Raw genomic sequence first — 21,006 nt, 5'->3', positions numbered from 1 at the left:
CAGTACTCTAACGTGGTGTTTTATTACTGCAAAGATTTACTGAGATTATTTTCTTCATGGAATCAGTCTGTTTTTACAAAAGTGGAATCAATATTCAAATTTATGCGATTTACGTAAACGATTACAATAACCTTGCCTTAAAATCTTCAATTATCTCACTTTTTATAATAAGACACTGACAATCATTAAATTATATTTACAAGGAATTGAAACAGTCAATAAATGTAATCGTTTACTTTCAATTATGCAAGAGAGTGGCTTATCTTCTCATTGAAGATTGCCGAAATACAGCTACAGGCTCAAGGACTATTTTCGATTTAGTATGCTCCCGAACGTCCCCTTTATCTTCTATTAGTTCCATTAGTAATCTAAAGGCCTCCTTACCCATCTGCACCGTTTGCTGGTCTATACTGGATAGGCTGGGCGTAATATGTTCATCAAAAGATTCATTTGCAAATCCTACTACCCCAAAGGCTTCCGGAATCTCTATCTTTTTATCTTTCAGTTCTTTTACGGCCCCCAAAGCAGTAAAATCTTCTACCGCAAACACGGCATCCGGCGGCCGGGACAGTGCCAGCAGGTGCTGGATAGCCTGACGACCGGCATCTATAGATACATTACCATAATAGACCAGCTCATTTTCCACAGGTATGCCATAGGCCTCCAGAGCTGCTTTATATCCATCCAGCCGGTCCTTGAATATTTTCAGATGCTGCTGTCCGGCTATATGAGCTATTCTTTTATACCCCTGCCTGATAAGATGTTCAGTAGCAATATAAGCGCCTTTATAGTCATTAATTACTACAGAAGGAATATTGAGGCTATCATTTGCACGGTCAAAGAACACAAGTGGTACCCCTCTTTCCTTTATTTCCAGGTAATGGCTGAAATCGGTAGTTTCTTTGGCAATAGATGCCAGAATGCCGTCTACCCGGCTGCTTAAGAAAGTTTCAATTCCTTTAATCTCGTATTCCGGCAGTTCATTGGATTGATAAATAAGCACGCTATAGCCGTGCTTGTTAGCCATGCTTTCTATTCCATGTACCACAGAGCCGAAGAAATTGATTTCTGCGCTGGGAATAATCACTCCTATAATATTAGTACGGCCTGAGCGGAGCGAGTAAGCAATTCTGTCACGACGATAGTTCATCCGTTCGGCAGTCTCCTGCACCATTCTCCGGGTCTCCTCACTGGTACCCTTACGGTTATTTAATGCCCGGGAAACGGTGGCTCCCGTAAGATTCAGCTCCCGCGCAATATCCGCTATAGTTACTTTGTGGTTCAATAAAAGCAGTGTTTAATACTAATGTATACAAATGATTCCGAAATATGTCAAATTTTCTAATTGCATAGCGGGAATTCTTGTATTATATTTATAACTAGCTAATAATTAAATATGCAAACAACACCGCAACGCTTTTTACCACTGGATGTTTTCCGGGGAATGACTGTCTGTTTTATGATCATCGTTAATACTCCCGGCACGAACGATATATTCGCTCCCCTGGAACACGCCAAATGGCATGGCTTTACTCCTACAGATCTGGTATTCCCTTCCTTCCTTTTTGCGGTGGGTAATGCAATGAGCTTTAGTATGCGGAAATATCAACAGATGGGGAATGCCTCTGTGTTATCTAAGATTTTCCGTCGGACTCTGCTGATATTTTTACTAGGCTTTTTAATGTACTGGTTACCATTTATCCGTACCGGCGCAGATGGCCACTGGGAGTTTATTCCTGTTTCTGATACCCGTATTTTAGGTGTATTGCAACGTATTGCGCTCTGCTATTGCTTTGCGTCTCTTCTTATACATTATTTACCCAAGAAAACATTATGGATAGTGAGCGCGGTATTACTGTTGGGTTACTGGGCTATCATGTATGCCTTTGGTCAGCCAGGTGCTCCTTACGAATTGCAGAGCAATGCAGCCCTGTTTTTAGATAAATTCATTATGGGCGATAGTCACCTGTACCATGGTGAAGGCCTTGCCTTTGATCCCGAAGGTATCCTCAGTACCCTGCCGGCTATTGTGAATGTGATTGGTGGTTACCTGGCCGGATTATATATCCAGGAGAAAGGGAAAACGAATGAAGGACTCACCCGTCTGATATCTACCGGCGTAATACTGGTACTGATAGCCTGGTTATGGAATACCCAGTTTCCTGTTAACAAGAAATTATGGACAAGTTCTTTTGTACTGAATACAATAGGGCTGGACCTGCTGATCCTTTCCGCGCTGATCTATATTATCGATTTCAAAAGCAAAACGGGGTGGACTGGCTTTTTCACCGTATTTGGTAAAAATCCGCTGTTTCTTTACCTGTTGTCTGAGGTAGGCGTTATTTTCCTGAACTTTTTCATGATAGGCTCAGTTACCGCATTTGCATGGTTAAATATTACCATATTCCAGCCCGTGGCTTCAGGCAAAGTAGGTTCGCTCCTTTTTGCCCTTATATATATGCTGTTTTGCTGGACTGTGGGTAAAATACTGGATAAAAGGCGTATATACGTACGTGTGTAATGCCCGATATGCTTATATTAGCCTCGTGAACCCAACGTGCTTTGCTAGCATTGCTTATTATAAGTTAGAATTAGTATGGAACTTTCGTTAAAAGGGAAAACCGCGCTTATCTGTGGAAGCTCTCAGGGTATCGGACTGGCTACGGCCAAAGAACTGGCGATACTTGGAGCAGAATGCATTTTGTTAGCAAGGAATAAAGAAAGCCTGCAAAACGCTGTTGAATCACTGGCTGTAGAACATCTGCAGGAGCACAGCTATGTGGTGGCCGACTTCCGCGATACCAGGCAGATAGAAGATGCTGTAAAAGGAATTATCAGCCGTAAGGCGGTACATATATTAGTCAATAATACGGGTGGCCCCAAAGGTGGGCCACTCATTGATGCAGATACCCACGAATTTACTGATACCTTCCAGCAACACCTTATATGCAACCATATACTGGTGCAGGCAGTGATTGCAGGTATGACGGCTGCCGGTTACGGCCGTATTATCAATATCATTTCCACTTCTGTAAAAACACCGCTTAAAAACCTGGGCGTTTCCAATACTGTACGATGGGCTGTAGCCTCCTGGGCCAAAACACTTGCCGGAGAACTGGCACCCTATGGTATTACAGTGAACAATGTATTGCCTGGTTCTACCAATACTACAAGGTTGAAATCCCTGATGGCAGCTATTGCTACCAAGCGTAATGCCCCCATTAATACAATTGAAGAAGAAATGCTGAGCGAGATTCCGATGAAGCGGTTTGGTGATGCAAAAGAGATAGCTGCTGCAGTTACGTTCCTGGCTACCCCTGCTGCGGGTTATATTACAGGCATAAATATCTCAGTGGATGGCGGTAAAACACCAGTGCTATAAAAGTAAAAGCCCCGGCAAATACCAGGGCTTGATTCATCACTTTTTACTATTACAAATTGAAGAAATGTGTATCTGATTAGTTTTACAAAGTTGTAGAATCTATCTACTATAAATAAGGCAAAAGCGGAAAAGAATTTACGCAACCGGGAAAAAAGAGAGCCTGTATCAGACGATACAGGCTCTCTTTTTTGGGGTCCCTAACGGAGATATACAATTCTCCGGCCCTTCATTTATTTCTGATGCATCCCCTTCTTATTTACAATAAAAGATACGGTATGATGACAGTCTTTATTGTTGATCAAACCACAAACGGGTGATCAACTGATCTGCGCCCTGGTGGACAACAGCCGCTTTATAACTTACACCATTTAATGCCTGCTCTCCTGAAGGATAAGTAAGCCTTAAAGGAATTTTACCTTCCAGTGCACCTGCATAAGCAGATGTCAATTGAGGATAATCCAGCCTGCGCCATTCTGCAAAACCTTCTAGTCCATCTCCAAACAAGGCCAGCCATTTCTGATCTCCGATAGACTGCTTATAATTAGCGGCGTTATATAATACCGCCGGTTGTAAAAGATAAGTAGCTACGGTTGCATCACTCACGCCATACTGCTTCAGAGAAGCTGTTACAGCCTGGGCATAAAGGTCGGCTGCATCACCGGAAAGCAAACCGCGCTGGGCGGCCTCTGCTTTAATAAACAATAACTCTGAATAGTTGAAGAGAACAGCAGGTGCGGTTGTAGCTGTGAAAACAGCACCTACATCGGATGTTTTATTCAGCCCTAAACGGGAAGCAGAATCTGTAGGCAAACCATTGGTAACACCGATTATCACATTCGTATCCTTTGGCAATGCCGCATAGATAGTTAAGCGGGGATCATTCAATGATTTCAGTTTGTCTACAATACTTTTGCTGATGCGGTAGTCGTTACGGGTTTCCCTGTTTTTAGCTACCGGATTCTGATTGGGAGATGCCAGGTAAACCAGTTGTGCATTCTCTGTATTGGCTGCAATTAATCCAGTATTGTCAGCGCCTATTTCATCAAATACTGCCTTTGCAGTTTCAAACTCACGGTCCGATATACGTAGTGCAATCCGCAGCCTTAATGAATTGGCAAACTTCTTCCATTTTGTGAGATCTCCGTTATAAAGGATATCTCCGGCTATTGGATTATCAGTAGTGCTGATCAGTCCTACAGCAGTTTTCAGTTCTGCCAGTAACCCTATATAGATATCTTTCTGTTCATCATATTTAGGAGTAGGATATACTTCAATATTTGCTGTTTCAGAATATGGTACATCACCATAAAAATCTGTCAGCACCTGGAAAATCCAGGAACGCATAATCAGCGCAACTGCTTTATAGTTGGGATTATGCAGGCTATCTCCCAGTTGTGCAAGTGTGGTAAAGTCCTGTACTCCCTGTGCATAAAAGTTGCTCCATATCGTTTGAATACTGGTGGCAGCTGGAATATATTTATCAGGATCAGTATACTGGATCTTAGACCAGTACTGTACATACAGCAGGCTGGTTTCCATAGCTGCATCATTGCCCCAGTAAGTATCTATATTTGCTTTGATCCCGTTAGAGAGCAGGTAATCCGGTTGTGCCGTTTGCGCTTCATTCGGATTTCTGTTTATGCGTTCCAGCTCTTTCTTGCAACCTGATAATATCAGTACTGCACCTGCCAGCCAAAATATATATTTGAATAATTTCATGATCTTCTGTTTAATAATTGATTAGAACGATACTTTCAGATTAACCCCCAGACTGCGTACAGTAGGGATCTGCAACGTTTCCAGTCCCTGCCCGTTGCCAGTATTGAAAGCGGTTTCAGGATCTATATTTGGTACTTTCTTATCGATATACCAGAGGTTACGAGCCGTTACTGTAAAGTTTACCGCCTGTAGTCCCAGTTTGTGACTCAACTCCTGTGACAGGGTATATCCGAGTCTTACTTCGCGTAGCTTAATAAAAGAAGCATCATATACACTGCTTTCATTCAGAGAGCTGTTGTACACCGCTTTATAATAACGCTGTGCAGGTAAGATGGCTTCATTCTTTTTACCATCGGCAGTTACACCATTAAAGATGATACCATCATGATATACTGTTTCGCCATTAGGTGAAGCGGATGTATGATTATCCAAACGTACCGCCGTTCCCTGCTGATTGTTATTTGCATAGTAGTAAGGAATACCTCCATGCTCTTCATCTCGGCCGGGAAGACTTGCAGCCAGCACACCTGTATAAATACCAGTGTAGTTAGTACCAGACCAGATAGAACCACCCTGACGGGTATCAATCAGGAAGCCGAGAGAAAATCCTTTAAAAGAGAAGCTGTTGTTTACACTGCCGGTCCATTTTGGCGTAAAGTATCCGAGGACTTTCTTATTATCATCAATAACAGGTGCACCACTTGCACTCACCAGAATCTGGCCCTGGTCATTGCGTTTGTAAGCCTTTCCGTATAAAGCACCATAACGTTTTCCTTTGCTGGCCAATACCTGTATGTTACCGGAACTACCCAACACATAATCATTCAGAAGACCTTGTTTATCTAACTCTATTACCTTACTTACATTCCTTGCATAGTTGAAATTCACATCCCAACGGAAACCGGAGGCAGAGGAAACTGGTGTTACCCCTAAGGTTACTTCTATACCATGATTATCGATCTGCCCACCATTCAATTGCCGTTGTAAACTTCCTGTCGTCGGACTTACATCCGCTAGTAATATCTGGTTAAAGCTGCTGGAAGTATAATAGGTAATATCTGTTCTGATACGATTATCTAAGAATGCGGCTTCCACACCTACTTCCGTAGAACGGGTCAACTCAGGTTTCAAGTCAGGGCTGTAATATTTATCGCTAACTGTTTCCAGCGGATAGCTACCAAAAGGCTGACTGAAAGGGTAAGTTCTGATAAGTCTATATGGGTCAGTATCTCCTCCCACCTGTGCCCAGCCACCTCTGATTTTCAGGAGTGATAATACGGGACCGGAAATATGCAATGCTTCACTTAATATCACACTTGCATTCACAGAAGGATAGAAATAAGAGTTGCTGGTAGAAGGTAATGTAGAAGACCAGTCATTACGCGCAGTGAAATTCAGAAACGCATAATCCCTGAACGCAAGTTGCGCAGATGCAAATGTGCTGTATACTTTTGCACGGGTTAAAACACTGGTAGAAACAAGCGGATCTCTGGAGTTGTTAAGTGTATATACATCTTTTACTGCCAGTTTAGGTGCCTGCTGATAGTTTTGCTCATATTGATTTGTACGGATGTTACCACCTACTAACGCATCAAGATTGAAATCGCTGTTCAGCTTTTTATTCGCATTTAATGTAAACTCCCCATTAGTTTCTGTTACCACATAATTATCTTCTGTGTAAGAACCGAAGGGAGTACCATTTGTATAATAGGCTACTTTATATTTACGCTTATCATTGTAAGTATCTGTACCTACACGAACATTTGCTGTAAGCCAGTCCTGGATCTTGTAAGAAAGGCGTGCATTACCGAGGAAACGGTTACGCTGCTGGCCAACAGTATTTTCATTCTGAATCCAGTAAGGATTGCTGTAATAGCTATGGTTCCAGTTGAAGTCCGTACCATCTGCATTTTTATAATTACGCAGCAGGCGGGTATCTACCTGACGACCAAACCATATAAACTGCAGGGTTACACTGTTACCACGTCTGCCATCCACACCAGGCAGATTATCTGCACCCGCTTTTGTATAGTTGGCAAAAGTGCTCAACGTTAACTTAGGCGTAATACGATAAGTATTGTTGATAGTAAAAGTATTACGGGTGATGCCTGTGTTAGGCAGGATCCCTGTTTGTTTAGTATTATTGTAAGAAAAACGGTAATCCATTTTTTCATTACTACCACCAACAGACAATCCATTATTCAGTGTGTAGCCGGTTGTATAAAAATCTTTTACGTTATCTGGATGTGCTACAAACGGCACTGCTTCTCCCTTAGAAAAGAATTGTTTGATCAAACGGCCATCCATTTTAGGTCCCCAGCTTTCATCCACACCGTCATTCAGTCCACCGCCTTTACCATCTACATAAGAAAACTGTCCGCCGGAACCCTGTCCGTATGAGTTCTGGAAAGATGGTAATACCAACAGGCTTTCAAAAGTAGCGCCCGAATTCACGGTAATTCCCAGTCCTTTCTGTCCTTTGCCGGTTTTTGTTTTGATTACAATCACACCTGCAGATGCACGGCTACCATATAATGCAGCAGCATTTGGCCCTTTCAGTACGCTCAGGGATTCAATATCATCCGGGTTGATATCTGCAATGGCATTAGCAAAATCACGACCGGTACCTACCCCCAGCTGTTTGTTATCTACCGGTAATCCATCTATAACAAATAGGGGCTGGTTGTTACCAGCAATGGAAGTTTCGCCTCTGATGATAATACGGGAAGACCCGAGGTTACCCTGACTGTTGGTAACAGTTACACCGGCTAATTTACCTGCCAGTGCATTTACCAGGTTCGTTTCCTTTGCCTCAGCAATATCCTTTGATTTCAGTTCCTGCACTGCATATCCCAGGGAACGCTTTTCCTTGGTAATACCTAATGCAGTTACCACCACTTCGTGTAACTGGCTTTCAGTACTCTCAAGCGCAATGTTGATCGTTTTACTGTTGCCCGCCACCTGGTCGATGGGAGTAAAACCGATAAAAGAAAAACGGAGTGTATCTGTAGCACTGGCTACGATAGAGAACTTTCCGTCAGCATCAGCCTGCGTACCACGGGAAGTTCCTTTTACGGAAATGATAGCACCCGGTATACGCTGCGCATCCGATTTGGACGTAACTACGCCGGAAATCCTGTTCTCCTGTGCGTGAGCCAATTGGAAGCCCATTAATAGCAAGAGCAAGATCCTGCCGGCTTTTTGTAATTGTTTATTCATATGTATCAGTTTTAAAGAATGGAAGGCAAAGAAATGCCCGGCCGCCAGATTAGTGGCAGCAATTCGCAATGGTTAAATTATTTAGTAATTGATGATTAGTTACAGCACCCGTGAGGTACCATGCATGACTGGTAAATTGAATCCGTTGGCCTTGTACAGAGGTCTGTGGCAGCGCCTCTATGTACAATATAGGTAATGAACATTATCTCTTCTTTGCTTTGAGTACAGCAGCAAATTTAACATACATTTATTAATCTACAAAACACGTAGACTAAATAGGACAAAATAATATCTAAAGAGGTGCAAATAGAGTTAGACGAGGATATTTATTCTTCCACCAAACCCGCATCCTGTAATAATTTTTTAATGGCGGGGTCATTTCCATACTGAGCAATGGGTGTTTTCAGATTCTTAGCATTAAGGCTTAGCTTATCAAACCGGGGATCAAAAGAGGCGGCAAAGGCATTGCCATAAATGAGGTTTGTCCAGGTATGATAAGGTTCATAACGCCCATATCCACGGTATTGCCAGAACTGGTCCATGTATTGGGTAAACTGCTGCAAGGCATCCCTGAACTCTGCTTCTGTGATCTTTGCTACCGGGGTATGGCGTTTCTGTTCCTGCAATTGTTCTTTGCGGAACAAGGTGATGCTGAAATGAGTCCCTGTATCTTTTTTAGCTGCGGCTACCGCTTCATCCTGGGTTTTGTATCCGTCATCGGCTCCATCAGCGCAAAACATTTGTAAGGAGTCCTGCTTCCTGAAATATTTAAGGGTAGTACAGAAATAGAGATTATCTGCAGATAAAAAAATCATATATACCCTGTCATTGGCATTCACCTTCTTTATAATCTTCAGATGTTCCTGTTCGCCATCCTTTCCCGGCTGCCCCATCATTTTCACCTGTCTGAAAGCAGGGTCCATCCTTTCCACAATCAGCTCATCATCATTGATAGTGAGATGGCATAAAGGAGCTTTGCCGGTGCTGTAAGTATACCACTCACCCTTCTGAGCAAAGGCCGCAGGTGCTATTAAAAGCAGCAGGAAATAGAAACATCGTAACATAATTATTCACTCTTTTGCATGATACTGAATAAAATCTTCTTTTCTTCTTCATCCAGATTTGTGCCGGTTGTGGAATCGGCAGGAATAAAATGTCTTTTAAATGCTTTGATAGTAGCTGTGCTATCTCTGGTATCATATCCTACTATCCGCAATGCCTGTAAAGCATTAAAACCTTCCGGCACTATAACACCAGTGGTATCATACCACAATCCGAAACCTTTTCCGGCCAGTTCCTGCCAGGGGAAATAAGCGCTGGGATCTACCTTTCTGGAAGGAGCAATATCGCCATGCCCAATGAAATTAGCAGTGGGGATATTATACCGGTGCCGTAAGGTATCCAGCAATATCAGCAGGCTGTTGATCTGTTGTGGCTGGAAAGGGGAAAGACCATCATTATCCAGCTCAATGCCAATAGAGCCGGAATTCATATCCGTAACGTTCCCCCATTTGGATAGTCCGGCATGCCAGGCCCGTAGGTAATCGTTCAGCATATGATGCACGGAACCGTCGCGGCACACTACATAATGGGCACTCACCTGTGTGCGTGTTAATGTAAAGGTGCGGAAAGTTGTATCGCAGGAGCCTTGTGCCGTGTGATGAATGATCACATAGTTAGGCTTCCGCATGTTAAAGTTCGTTGTCCCGATCCAACCGGATACCGCAGGTGCTTCATTCACTGGAAATGGGGACGGTTGTTGCTTCAATATTTTCGCGTACTGTTTGGCCTGCTTCCGGTATACTTTATTGGTGGCGCTGTAAGGTTGTTGCGCACAACCGTAAATGGTAACTGCAGCCAGCAGCAATATTAAATGGGAAAACATTTTCATTTGTCCTTCGTCTGATTACAACCTAAGGTAATGATAATCCGACAATTCAGTTACAATGTGAAAGGACGCATGAGGCTAATCTGTTCACAAACGGGTATGAAAGTCTCTGAATCCGGGTTGATAACATTAGGCAAAACTGTTTCTAAAATCAACTGATTTACAATTATTAGGAATAGGCTGTCAGAAAGAAAGCATTGTAAACAACAATTAGTAGCGTTCTTACTGATGTCTTACCATAATGCAGGATATAAGCAATAGTCGTTAAGGAAAGTTGATAGTGAGTAGCACCTTTAGTAGGTGTTTGGTCGGTGGTTGATCGGTGGTTGTTCGGTCGTGACCGATCAACCACCGATCAACCACCGACCAAACACCTATCAACCACCTATCAATCCTTCAAGACACTTCGAACTTTCTCCGAAGACTCTCCGAACTTTCCCAGAACTTATCAGGAAGATCCCTGCAGGTTGTATTAGTCATAAATAGCTATTCACGAGGGAGAGGTAACTGAATAAAAAATGGGCGTATCAGAAGTATGATACGCCCATTTTAAAGTTATTAGCCTTTTTATCTCAAGGCTTGTTTTTCAACATATAAAGCCTCTGAAATCTTATTTCAACTCCTGGGAAAGAGAATAAGGTGCGTCTTTATCAGCAGTACCTCTGTTCTTGTTTGGCAGAGCATCCATATCAAAAGTAACTACACCGCCTTTCATAATCGCATTGTGATCTACCCAGTTATTGGCATAAGGAGCATTGTTAAATTTCACCTCCTTCACATAACGGTTAGTTGCACTATTGTTAGGTGCAGACAATACCAGTTCCTTGCCATTTTCCAGGCGAACCGTTGTTTTTTTGAACAACGGAGCACCGAGTACATACTGTTGTGTACCAGGGCAAACCGGATAGAAACCTAATGCACTGAATACATACCAGGCAGATGTTTGTCCGTTATCCTCATCACCACAATAACCATCAGGCGTAGCTGTATACAGGCGGTTCATTACTTCCCTCACCCAATACTGCGTTTTCCATGGCTGTCCTGCATAATTATATAGGTAGATCATATGCTGAATTGGCTGATTACCATGCGCATACTGTCCCATGTTCATAATCTGCATTTCGCGGATCTCATGAATAGTACCGCCATAGTAGCTATCATCATACACAGGGGCCATCGTAAATACAGAATCCAGCATCTTCACAAACATATCTTTACCACCCATCAGGTTCTGTAATCCCTGGATATCGTGGAATACAGACCAGGTATAATGCCAGCTGTTACCTTCAGTAAATGCATCGCCCCATTTGAAAGGATTGAATGGCACCTGGAATTTGCCATCCTTATTCTTACCCCTCATCAGCTTTGTTTCAGGATCAAATACATTTCTGTAGTTGCGGGCCTGTTTGGCAAATCTTTCTATTTCAGCAGCAGGGCGTTTCAATTCCTTTGCCAGCTTGTAAATGGTAAAGTCGTCATATGAATATTCCAGTGTACGGGCAGTATTCTCATTAATATCTACATCGTAAGGCACATACCCCAGTTCATTGTAGTATTTAGCACCTTTACGACCTACAGAAGTAAGCGGGCCTTCGTTATTGCTGTTTTTAATGAGAGCTTCATAAGCAGTATTGATATCAAAGCCTCTTACACCTTTTAAATAAGCATCTGCAATAAGAGAAGCTGAGTTGGAACCGATCATACAATCGCGATGTCCGGGACTTGCCCATTCAGGCAACCAGCCACTTTCTTTGTAAGCATTTACCAGGCCTTCCATAATATGGGAGTTCATGGAAGGATACATCAGGTTAAAGAATGGGAAGGTAGCGCGGAATGTATCCCAGAAACCATTGTCTGTGAACATATACCCTGGTAATACCTGGCCATTGTATGGACTGTAGTGCATCACTTTACCCTGTGCATCCATTTCGTAGAACTTACGGGGGAACAGCATGGTCCGGTACAGGCAGGAATAGAAAGTGCGTACCTGCTCAGAAGTACCGCCTTCTACTTTTATTCTGCCCAGTTCTTTGTTCCAGGCTTCTTTTGCTTTTGCTTTCACTACATCAAAAGAACTGGTTCCCACTTCCTGTTTCAGGTTCAGGGCAGCCTGTTCAGGACTGATAAAGGAAGAAGCTACTTTTACGTTTACCTTTTCACCCTTTATGGTTGCAAAACCGATCACGGCGCCTACATGGTTTTCCTTTGCTTCTGCCTGTCCCTGCTTCAGCACACCGTTTGTAAAAGTGGCTACATAGGTAAAGGGTTTGTCGAAGGTCAGCTCGAAGTAGTTTTTGAAATTAGCAGGTACGCCACCACTGTTTTTAGTGGTATAACCTATGATTTTATTTTCAGCAGACAGCACTTTTATGTAGGAACCCTTATCCAGAGCATCTATCACTACGAATGCACTGTCTGTTTTAGGAAAAGTAAAGCGTATAACCGCCGCTCTTTCTGTAGGTGTGATTTCGGTGGTCACATCATGATCTGCCAGGTATACACTATAGTAGTAAGGTTTGGCAATCTCAGCCTTGTGGGAGAACCAGCTGGCCCGTTCGTTCTCATTGAACTTTACCTTGCCGGTTACAGGCATAATAGCAAACTGACCATAATCATTGATCCAGGGGCTGGGTTGGTGGGTTTGTTTAAAACCACGGAGCTTGTCGGAATCGTATGTATAAGCCCAGCCGTCTCCCATTTTTCCGGTTTGTGGCATCCAAAAATTCATGCCCCATGGACAGGCAATGGCCGGATAGGTGTTACCGGTGGACAGTGAGCCTTTGGAGGCAGTTCCCATAAGTGGGTTTACCCACTCTACGGGATCAGCTACGCTGTTCACTGTTTGAGCCTTTACGCAGCAGGAAGCCAGCATAAGGGCGGAAAAAACGAATGTTTTCATGTTGAGATCTTCTGGAATTTTAGCATGTATAAAGTCTGTAAAAATAGCTTTTCAAGGGATAAAATACGGTTTATTTTATAAACGGCCTAAATGGCATATTAGCGCCAGCAGTAAGGCTAAATTGTTTTAGCATTAGCAAAAAAGGGGTGTATTTTCTTTCGAAAAAAAATTAATCTATCAATTATAGATAGCAGACTAAACTTTACCTATAAAAAAAGAGTCAAATCGACTGATTATAGGCATTCACCGATTAAAAATCAGTATATACTTTTTTTTATACCGATTAAACACATTCTGTCGTTAGTTTGTAAAGGGATAATTAATAGTAAGACGTTTTTGGTGCAATGCCTGGCAATCATTCTGCCTATGTCAAGTCAAAAGTTCGAAAATGGCCATTGTATTACAGATGAATGTTCGACAATCATTATTTCGGTGTCATGTGACCCCAAATCTTCCATATGTTTTAAAATTATATCATGAATAGATCTTTTACCTCAGTCGCTTTAAGAGTGGCGCTCGTTAGTGCCTTTTGCAGCAGCATGTTCGTAGCCTGCCGTAAGGATACCAAATCCAGCCAGGATAACAATGGTACCGGCACTACCACGACTGCTGTTACAGATGAAGATTCCCTGAAATATCTTATGTACCGGACAATGCAGGTAACCTATGTAGATGGTGGCCGTAATACAACTACTACCCTTCCTACTTATTACTGGTATTCAAATGTGCCTACCCTGGACCCGGTGAGCAGCACCTATGTAACCGCAGAAGACCTGCTGACTGTCATGAAAACATATTCCAAAGGAACAGGCAGCACTGCATTGGACAGATATAGCTTCCTGGACCGTACAGGCGATTTATCTACCGCATTACAGGATGGCGTTTCTGAGGTAAATCCCAAAGTAAGCGCTACCGGCAGTTACGGAATGGAAGTGAGTTATGCCTCAGATGGTACTAAAACATACCTCTACATTCTGTATGCGGATAAAAACTCCCCGGCAGGCTTACAAGGCCTGACACGTGGTGATGAGATCACCGCAATCAACGGAGATACCGCAATCTCTTACGACGGTTCTACCGGAGCCCATACTACCAAAGTTATTAATGCTATTTACAAATCAACCTCTGTTACCCTTAAAGTAACCAAAGGCACTACGAATACAAGCGATACCTACACTATCAACGCCGGATCATACAATATCAACCCGGTACTGTTTGATACTACTTTCACCGTTGGCGGACAAAAAGTGGGATATTTCGTTTTCTATACTTACACCAGCACTGTTAATACAAAAGGAGCGTATACCAATACCAAAACAGTACTGGATGCCTTATTCAGCAAGTTTAAATCGGCAGGCGTCACAAATATGATTATAGATCTCCGTTATAATGGCGGCGGATCTGTAACTACGGCAGAATACCTGGATAGCGTACTTGCTCCTGCCGCAGCTGCGGGTAAACCAATGTATTATTATCTCTATAATGATAAGCTAACGACCAACATGTCATATGCCGGGCTGGAGTCCAGCGTTAACTTCCCAGCCAGCACGGGAGGCTTTTCGCTCAATAATGTATTCTTTATTACAACAAAAAATACGGCTTCTGCAAGTGAATTGACGCTGAACAACCTCAAACCATACATGAATGTGAAGCTGGTGGGAGACAGTACTTATGGCAAACCGGTGGGATTCATCACATTTACTATTTCAAAGTATGACAGCACACATACCGAGAAATACCTGGCCGACCTTTACGCAATTAACTTTGCGACTGAGAATGCTAACCATACAGGTGGTTATTTTTCAGGAATTGCACCAGACCAGCAGGCAAATGATTATATCAATGTACCCTGGGGCAATTCCCATGACGACAACCTGGATTATATATTCAACTATATAAGCAACGGAAGTTTCACAAGAACATCTGCCAGTGCCCGTCTTGCAACACAGAGCGCACTCAATCTGAGGGCTTCTCTCCCAACATCAATAGCATCCCCACGCTTTAATGGTATGGTGGACTATAGGCTGGGTAAACGCCTGAAAAACTAAGACAGACTAAAAGCCAGGTAAAGTAATTACCTGTGCTGATCGAAATAATTAATGCTGAGTGCAGTCCTCAATACCTGTATGTCCGCTGCCGTAAGCAGAGGGGTTTTCGAAACAACGGAAGCCTCTTCTAATTGCGGCAGCGTTCTTATTCCTACCACTGCAGAACTTACTGCCGGATGTTCCAATACAAATCTCAGGGCAGTCTGTACCGGCGTACGCTCCTTGCCAGACAAGGAAGCTACGGCCTTCGCAGCGGCTGAGATCTCTTCTTCTTTATAACTGAAGTACGGCTCAGCCGGTTTACCAGCCAGCAGTCCTTTGGCAATGGCTCCTCTTACCAGCAGGCCTACATGCTCCTCATGCAATAATGGCAACATGCTTTCTTCAGGACGTCTGTCCAGCAGGCTGTATTGCATCATTACACTCACTATGTTTGAACGTTTTACATATTCACGGATCACATTCGGCCGCATAGAGGAGATTCCATAATACCGGATCTTCCCTTGTGACTGCAACAGTTCAAAAGTAGCGACGATATCATCTATAGGGTCTTCCATGGTACCACCGTGCAACTGGTAAAGATCGATATAGTCTGTTTTCAGTCTGCGTAAACTGCCTTCAACAGCTTTCATGATATAATCCTTACCTGGATTCCATTCCCAGCCACTGCCATCAGGTTTCCACTGGTTGCCTACTTTGGTGGCAATAATGGCCTCTTCCCTTCGTCCTTCCAGGGCTTTACCAAGCTGTTCTTCATTATGTCCATGCTGATAGAGATCGGCGGTATCGAAAAAGTTGATACCGTTGTCCAATGCAGCATTCACCAGGGGAATATTCTCCGCGGTATTATTGCTTAATGACATACAACCAAACCCGATTTCACTGATATCAAGATTAGAGTTGCCCAGGATTCTGTAATTCATACTCCTAAGTTAAGTATTTATGAATTTCTTGTTAGCGTTTCCCTTTCAGGGATTGTTTTTATAAACCCATCAACCGGCTTATTGAGATATTTCATCCTTGTATATCTCATTGCTTTAACCACCCCTTTAATCTGAAAAGGCTCTTTCAATGCTTCTTTATGCTTAAGTTTTAATACCAGGCACTCAGTATTATTCTCCTGAAATAACTCATGATCAGGCGGATATACCTCTTTCCGGGGTTTCCAGTCATGACCCGTAATTTCATATATTACAGGGATGCCTTCCCCCTCAATATACGGTGCACAATACCCGAGCAAACCGTTTCCCAGAGACGGAAGAAATTTTTCAAAACAAAACAAGGGGGCTTTAGTCTCTTTCAGATAATTTATCAGACTGGTATTGCCTTTTGCTATATAGGGAATGAATATAAATACTTCCTCTTTCCTATAATCCGTTCTTGTGTTATGATAAGCTTCCTTAAATAATGTGGCTACATCCTTGTTGACAATATTGGAAATATAATCTCTGATCAGGGAATTGGTGGACACCTGTCCCGGATTTAATGCTATCCCTCTCACTCCTTCCTGCTCATTTTGAGCCATAAGATTTTTAAACTGCTTCAGTGTTCCCTGCCCTGGGTAAAAAACTACAGTATCCATTACTTCTGTACGCTGCCTGTTCTTTTTGTACTCACTGTCATTTACTTTATTTCTTAAATAATACATACGGACCAGATCAATAGGATGTGGAAGATCCGGCTGATCTTCATTTTCTGATTCTACTGTTCTGTAACGGGCGTCAAAAAGATAGGTGAGGTACGTTTTAGCGGGATAATCCCTTTTCTGAACTTTTAAAATAATGTCGGGACGGAAGGCTTCAATGTTGTTCTCATCATATTTATCATTGTACGATAATTCCATACTTAATTCCAGTATATCACCATTCCCAAATTTAAACTTGAATCTGGCGTTCATCTTCTTATCCGGCAAAAAACCAAACTGAGCGAGCGTTGGTTCCGGAACCTTTACCATCTCAATCAGTTCACAATCCAATGATTTAATTACTTCTGCCATATTCAGGAAACACCAGAGTTTATATACATAAGGACTATCTTTTAGCTCCAATGCGTTCAGCCCTTCAAACAATCCATATCCTTCATTTAATTTCTTCCAGTCATCCAGCAGCCCATCATATCCTGATTTAAGAGATAATACATGCGACATTGTCCTGATCTCACTTATATCACTTACAGATTGAAAAAAAGGATCGTCCTGTAATACCCATAATGCCTTCTCCACAAATTCCAATTGCCCTTTATACTCATTTGACATTCGTTTACCTGACTCGGATTTTTTTACAGACGGATAGATTTGCCGAAACTTATTAATGACATCCCGAAGAATAAATTTCACTACACGGTTATCATTATTATCTTCCAGCTTCCTTCCCCTGGGAATCATAAAAAACTTATGGGGATTACCTCTAAACCTGCTCATTTTTGCCGCCAATGCCGGTTTAGGAGAACTCACCTGCTCCTCTTTTCCCCATACTTTATTTTCTGTTCCCGAAATATGTGGATGGTCCAAAATATACTGAAAATGTTTAAGGAGGCTATTGTAGATATTGTCAAAAACAATCCACCATACAATCTCATGATATTCTCCGGAAATATTATAAAAGGAATGATCTGTAATTTTAATATAATCAAGGATCAGACGGGGATAAATCCTTTCAATATCCTTTATCATCAATGGAACATCTCTCTTTAAGGCCACCATTGCAGAGAAAACATCAAACCGGAAAACAACCGTTTTAGGAATAGTTCCCCTAACGTAATTAATGTTCAGTTCAAAAGAACCCATGCAGTTTCTGAATTCGAGATTGCCAAAAACAATCGGACACCCATGTTTAGTATACTGTACTTTAAAAACGCGTTCTACCTCTTTATTCTTTGAATAGATTTTAGGTTCTGAGATATCTCCTATAAATTCAATGGAGATCAGGTATTGCGTATTTTCAAAGAAAACCGGATAGTTGGCAGATTCTATCTGCCTGTTTTTCGCCATACAGCTTTTCGGGTCTATTATAGAAAAGTCCCTTAGCAGTGGCATATCTGAAAATGAATATGCTGTTGCGAAATACTTCTCTGTATTTCTGCTTTTTGCTTTATAGAATGTCTCAGAAAAAATACGTTCCGCGTCCATATATTCCTGTGAAATCTCCAGCAAAAAATCTGCGTGATCAATTATTATTATATTCATATTAATTCCAAAATGAGGTGTATCCTGAATTACTTAGCTGGTGCAGCATTTGTGTCAGTTTCTTAGAACTCGCCGGAAACTTATACTTAATCTTTTGCAGCAACTCTTTAATTATATGCATGCATTTTTTCTCATTACCCTCAATCCTTGATAATATTTTCATCATGATCATTTCATCAAGGCAGATATTTAACCAATTATCCTGCGGTGTATCCGGTGGCAGTAATTCCTCATTATGTGCACAGTAGATCAGTATTTCATTCCTTACGCGATAGGCAAATCTGAAATGGGAATTAAGTAATACAGCATTTATATTTTCCAGTTCTTTTATCACTTTACGACTAACATCAAGGTGCTTATGATAGGCTGTATTTACATCATGAAACTTGTTATTTAAAAATTCTGCATTGATATAGTTTGTCGTGTATTCCCCGTTATCATCCGATACTTCAAGTCCCTCTTTCATATTAAACTCATTCATCTCTATTGTCATAGCCCTGTCCAGTACCTTACGACTAAAAGCATGGGTAGTTTCATCCATATTTACAGTACCAACTACCACAAGATTAGGAGGCAGTGTAATGCCCGATGAAAGAAACTGCAGGCATAGTGGTTCATTATCCTTCAATCCTATTTTTCGCCAGAATAAGGCATCTTCTTCGCTATACAACTGTATATCATCGCTGCTAATAAAAGCTTCCGAAATAATACGTCCATCATTGAACTGCCGGGTTTCAAGAATGCTCAGATACTCTGCAAAATATTGTTCCACCTTGGCTAGGTTCATTTCATCCAGACATAAAAAGAACGGTACATGTGAATAACACCAGGCTTTTACAATAAAGCGCATAAAAGCTGTAACATTATATTTCAGGCTACCAGCCCTCTGTGTGGCATAACCAATTAGCTCTGAAGAGTCGTACCAGTCAGGCTTTACCTTTATCAGCTCAAAATTTCCCGGTTTATCACTATGCTGCAATTCTTTTTCAAAACATGCTTTATATGCGAGAGACTTTACTAATCTTGTTTTCCCCACTCCGCTTATCCCTGCCAGTAGAACAAATGGCTTAGTTTTGATCGCCATTAAAACCTGCCGGTATTTATCATTAAATTTTATGGTAGCCGGGATTGTCTCTACACAGGCAACTTCTTCCTCCTGATAGTCTGTTTCAGGCTCATACACGCTTGGAGTTCCGTATAAAGAAATTTCTTCTTCTATTTCAGAACACTCCGGTATTTCTGTGCGTAAGAGCAACTCCTTATTACAATACTCCAGCAATTCATATGCGTCTCCCTTTCTGAATATTAATTGTAAGTCATTGACCCTTGCCAGTCTGTCTTTAGGTCTGCTAATCTCTGCATTCCAGAGAGGATAAATCTGGTTCCGACCCAATGGCCTTCTCCAATCCCATCCGGGAGGTATAATCATCTGATCCATTACACGCAGCTTTTGTAATACATCATTTTTTCTGGCGAAATACGTTTGCCCTTCATATTCAAAGCCCCATTCATTTGTAGATAAGTTAGGCAGGGTATATACTTCCTCTCCCGTAAATACTGTAAAAAATGCTTTATTCCTGGGCTTATGGATACAGAAGATCATGTCACCGGTATTGTAATCACCCAGCTGATGAGAGCAACAGAAAAGATATTTCTCATCATTGGATATGAGGTGAGGATAATTGCTCCTGCTCCCTTGCCTGATTTCACATATTTTAACGTTCTTCATCTTGCATGTTTACAGCAAAAATATAGATTTACCAGTACACAAAAAACATACAAATCGATGATTACCAATATGTTGTAACTAAAATCATCATATTGACAACAGACATATTGTATCGATAATTATCTAATCATGAAAAACTTATGTATCCCTCTGTTTATAAGCATTTGGCCTAAATTGATTTTTTTTGGAAATTTTTCTACATTTTGCACGTATAACCTTGGTCGAATGGCTCGAATGATTGTCATTAACCCATTTTTGTAATTATTCTTTATGGAGCAGGTACAGATCGGCAAATGTGTTTATATCATTAACACAGGAAAGAACCTTTATAAGATCGGCAAAACCGGCGATCTTCAGAAAAGACTGGCATCCTATCATACCCATCTACCCGTTATGTTTCGCGTGGTCAGGCAATATGCCTCTGCAAACATGTCAGACCTTGAGGAATGCCTTCACATCATTTTCCAGCACAAAAGAGTAAAGGGTGAGTGGTTCGAACTCAGCAAAGACGATCTCGTGATCTGCGATAACATTGCCCGCAATTATGCATTAACCAATTTGCATAAACAGGCCAGGAAGTATGCAGTAATTCATTACAGTGATAATCCGCTGTTGCAGGTAATGGAAGCTAATGAAAAGTACCTGCAGGATTACTCCCGTGTAGCCCAGGATATTGAACTTGGATTAAATACAGATGAAGTATTTGAACTACATGAAGGCACGGTAGCCAAAGCTGTGATTGAAACTGTACGCCGCCTGTTAAAATACCGTACCCCCAATTCCGAATTCCTGAGCAAATGGCTGGAGATTGTAAATGACCTTGGCTGCGGTATGAGCGAATCAGCCATACTGGAAAGGTACAAAGGACAGATAAGCCGTACTACTGTTCAGATGATCAAACGCATATTAAGAAATCAGCTATATTAAGTTCCCTGCAG

13 protein-coding genes are annotated in these 21,006 nt (G+C 41.8%); 4 read left to right on the top strand and 9 right to left on the bottom strand.

Translation table 11 applies throughout. The features are described from left to right. Positions 1 to 259: 259 nt before the first annotated feature. Positions 260 to 1,285 carry a LacI family DNA-binding transcriptional regulator gene (locus tag BM176_RS26675; protein WP_090107465.1) on the bottom strand — a complete coding sequence of 342 codons (1,026 nt, stop codon included), beginning with the start codon at positions 1,283 to 1,285 and terminating at the stop codon, positions 260 to 262. 111 nt (positions 1,286 to 1,396) lie between these two features. On the opposite strand from BM176_RS26675, the gene BM176_RS26670 reads away from it, so the two are divergent. After that, positions 1,397 to 2,521: an acyltransferase family protein gene (locus tag BM176_RS26670; RefSeq protein ID WP_090107464.1), complete on the top strand. Its 1,125-nt coding sequence runs from the start codon at positions 1,397 to 1,399 to the stop codon at positions 2,519 to 2,521. 75 nt (positions 2,522 to 2,596) lie between these two features. Continuing rightward, complete coding sequence (locus BM176_RS26665) at positions 2,597 to 3,382, top strand: SDR family oxidoreductase (protein ID WP_090107463.1); 786 nt, start codon at positions 2,597 to 2,599, stop codon at positions 3,380 to 3,382. Positions 3,383 to 3,670: 288 nt separating this feature from the next. Here the strand turns inward: BM176_RS26665 and BM176_RS26660 are convergent, their stop codons facing one another. The 5 genes from BM176_RS26660 to BM176_RS26640 form a co-directional block, all read right to left on the bottom strand. Beyond that, a complete protein-coding gene (locus BM176_RS26660) occupies positions 3,671 to 5,101 on the bottom strand; it encodes a SusD/RagB family nutrient-binding outer membrane lipoprotein (RefSeq protein ID WP_090107462.1) in 1,431 nt (476 codons plus the stop codon). Positions 5,102 to 5,122: 21 nt separating this feature from the next. Continuing rightward, the gene (locus tag BM176_RS26655; protein WP_090107461.1) at positions 5,123 to 8,320 is read right to left on the bottom strand and encodes a SusC/RagA family TonB-linked outer membrane protein; all 3,198 of its coding nucleotides are present in this window, start codon (positions 8,318 to 8,320) and stop codon (positions 5,123 to 5,125) included. 326 nt (positions 8,321 to 8,646) lie between these two features. Continuing rightward, on the bottom strand, positions 8,647 to 9,384 hold the full coding sequence (locus BM176_RS26650) for a hypothetical protein (RefSeq protein ID WP_090107460.1): 738 nt from the start codon (positions 9,382 to 9,384) through the stop codon (positions 8,647 to 8,649). 2 nt (positions 9,385 to 9,386) lie between these two features. Beyond that, on the bottom strand, positions 9,387 to 10,211 hold the full coding sequence (locus BM176_RS26645; RefSeq protein ID WP_090107459.1) for an N-acetylmuramoyl-L-alanine amidase: 825 nt from the start codon (positions 10,209 to 10,211) through the stop codon (positions 9,387 to 9,389). Between the two features lie 607 nt (positions 10,212 to 10,818). Next, positions 10,819 to 13,107: a GH92 family glycosyl hydrolase gene (locus BM176_RS26640; RefSeq protein WP_090107458.1), complete on the bottom strand. Its 2,289-nt coding sequence runs from the start codon at positions 13,105 to 13,107 to the stop codon at positions 10,819 to 10,821. Between the two features lie 476 nt (positions 13,108 to 13,583). Here BM176_RS26640 and BM176_RS26635 point away from each other — a divergent pair, with 476 nt between their 5' ends. Then, the gene (locus tag BM176_RS26635; RefSeq protein WP_090107457.1) at positions 13,584 to 15,155 is read left to right on the top strand and encodes a S41 family peptidase; all 1,572 of its coding nucleotides are present in this window, start codon (positions 13,584 to 13,586) and stop codon (positions 15,153 to 15,155) included. Between the two features lie 26 nt (positions 15,156 to 15,181). Here the strand turns inward: BM176_RS26635 and BM176_RS26630 are convergent, their stop codons facing one another. The 3 genes from BM176_RS26630 to BM176_RS26620 are packed head-to-tail and all read right to left on the bottom strand — an operon-like array spanning position 15,182 to position 20,068. Beyond that, positions 15,182 to 16,078: an aldo/keto reductase gene (locus tag BM176_RS26630; RefSeq protein WP_090107456.1), complete on the bottom strand. Its 897-nt coding sequence runs from the start codon at positions 16,076 to 16,078 to the stop codon at positions 15,182 to 15,184. 17 nt (positions 16,079 to 16,095) lie between these two features. Then, positions 16,096 to 18,339: a DUF2357 domain-containing protein gene (locus BM176_RS26625; RefSeq protein WP_090107455.1), complete on the bottom strand. Its 2,244-nt coding sequence runs from the start codon at positions 18,337 to 18,339 to the stop codon at positions 16,096 to 16,098. Between the two features lies 1 nt (position 18,340). Beyond that, entirely contained in the window at positions 18,341 to 20,068 is a 1,728-nt protein-coding gene (locus BM176_RS26620; protein WP_143097938.1) for an McrB family protein, read from the bottom strand. A gap of 270 nt (positions 20,069 to 20,338) precedes the next feature. On the opposite strand from BM176_RS26620, the gene BM176_RS26610 reads away from it, so the two are divergent. After that, positions 20,339 to 20,995: a GIY-YIG nuclease family protein gene (locus BM176_RS26610; RefSeq protein ID WP_090107452.1), complete on the top strand. Its 657-nt coding sequence runs from the start codon at positions 20,339 to 20,341 to the stop codon at positions 20,993 to 20,995. The last annotated feature ends 11 nt before the right edge of the window (positions 20,996 to 21,006 follow it).

This window comes from Chitinophaga sp. CF118 (genome assembly GCF_900112615.1).
Lineage (GTDB): Bacteria > Bacteroidota > Bacteroidia > Chitinophagales > Chitinophagaceae > Chitinophaga.
The sequence above is the reverse complement of the archived record's forward strand: the minus strand, read 5'-3'. Positions and strand labels throughout refer to the sequence as shown.

Excerpts from the sequence above, each read along its gene's own strand:
- BM176_RS26635 (WP_090107457.1), top strand. The coding sequence starts at position 13,584 with ATGAATAGATCTTTTACCTCAGTCGCTTTAAGAGTGGCGCTCGTTAGT.
- BM176_RS26620 (WP_143097938.1), bottom strand. The coding sequence starts at position 20,068 with ATGAAGAACGTTAAAATATGTGAAATCAGGCAAGGGAGCAGGAGCAAT.
- BM176_RS26665 (WP_090107463.1), top strand. The coding sequence starts at position 2,597 with ATGGAACTTTCGTTAAAAGGGAAAACCGCGCTTATCTGTGGAAGCTCT.
- BM176_RS26640 (WP_090107458.1), bottom strand. The coding sequence starts at position 13,107 with ATGAAAACATTCGTTTTTTCCGCCCTTATGCTGGCTTCCTGCTGCGTA.
- BM176_RS26610 (WP_090107452.1), top strand. The coding sequence starts at position 20,339 with ATGGAGCAGGTACAGATCGGCAAATGTGTTTATATCATTAACACAGGA.
- BM176_RS26655 (WP_090107461.1), bottom strand. The coding sequence starts at position 8,320 with ATGAATAAACAATTACAAAAAGCCGGCAGGATCTTGCTCTTGCTATTA.
- BM176_RS26625 (WP_090107455.1), bottom strand. The coding sequence starts at position 18,339 with ATGAATATAATAATAATTGATCACGCAGATTTTTTGCTGGAGATTTCA.
- BM176_RS26670 (WP_090107464.1), top strand. The coding sequence starts at position 1,397 with ATGCAAACAACACCGCAACGCTTTTTACCACTGGATGTTTTCCGGGGA.
- BM176_RS26630 (WP_090107456.1), bottom strand. The coding sequence starts at position 16,078 with ATGAATTACAGAATCCTGGGCAACTCTAATCTTGATATCAGTGAAATC.
- BM176_RS26645 (WP_090107459.1), bottom strand. The coding sequence starts at position 10,211 with ATGAAAATGTTTTCCCATTTAATATTGCTGCTGGCTGCAGTTACCATT.
- BM176_RS26650 (WP_090107460.1), bottom strand. The coding sequence starts at position 9,384 with ATGTTACGATGTTTCTATTTCCTGCTGCTTTTAATAGCACCTGCGGCC.
- BM176_RS26660 (WP_090107462.1), bottom strand. The coding sequence starts at position 5,101 with ATGAAATTATTCAAATATATATTTTGGCTGGCAGGTGCAGTACTGATA.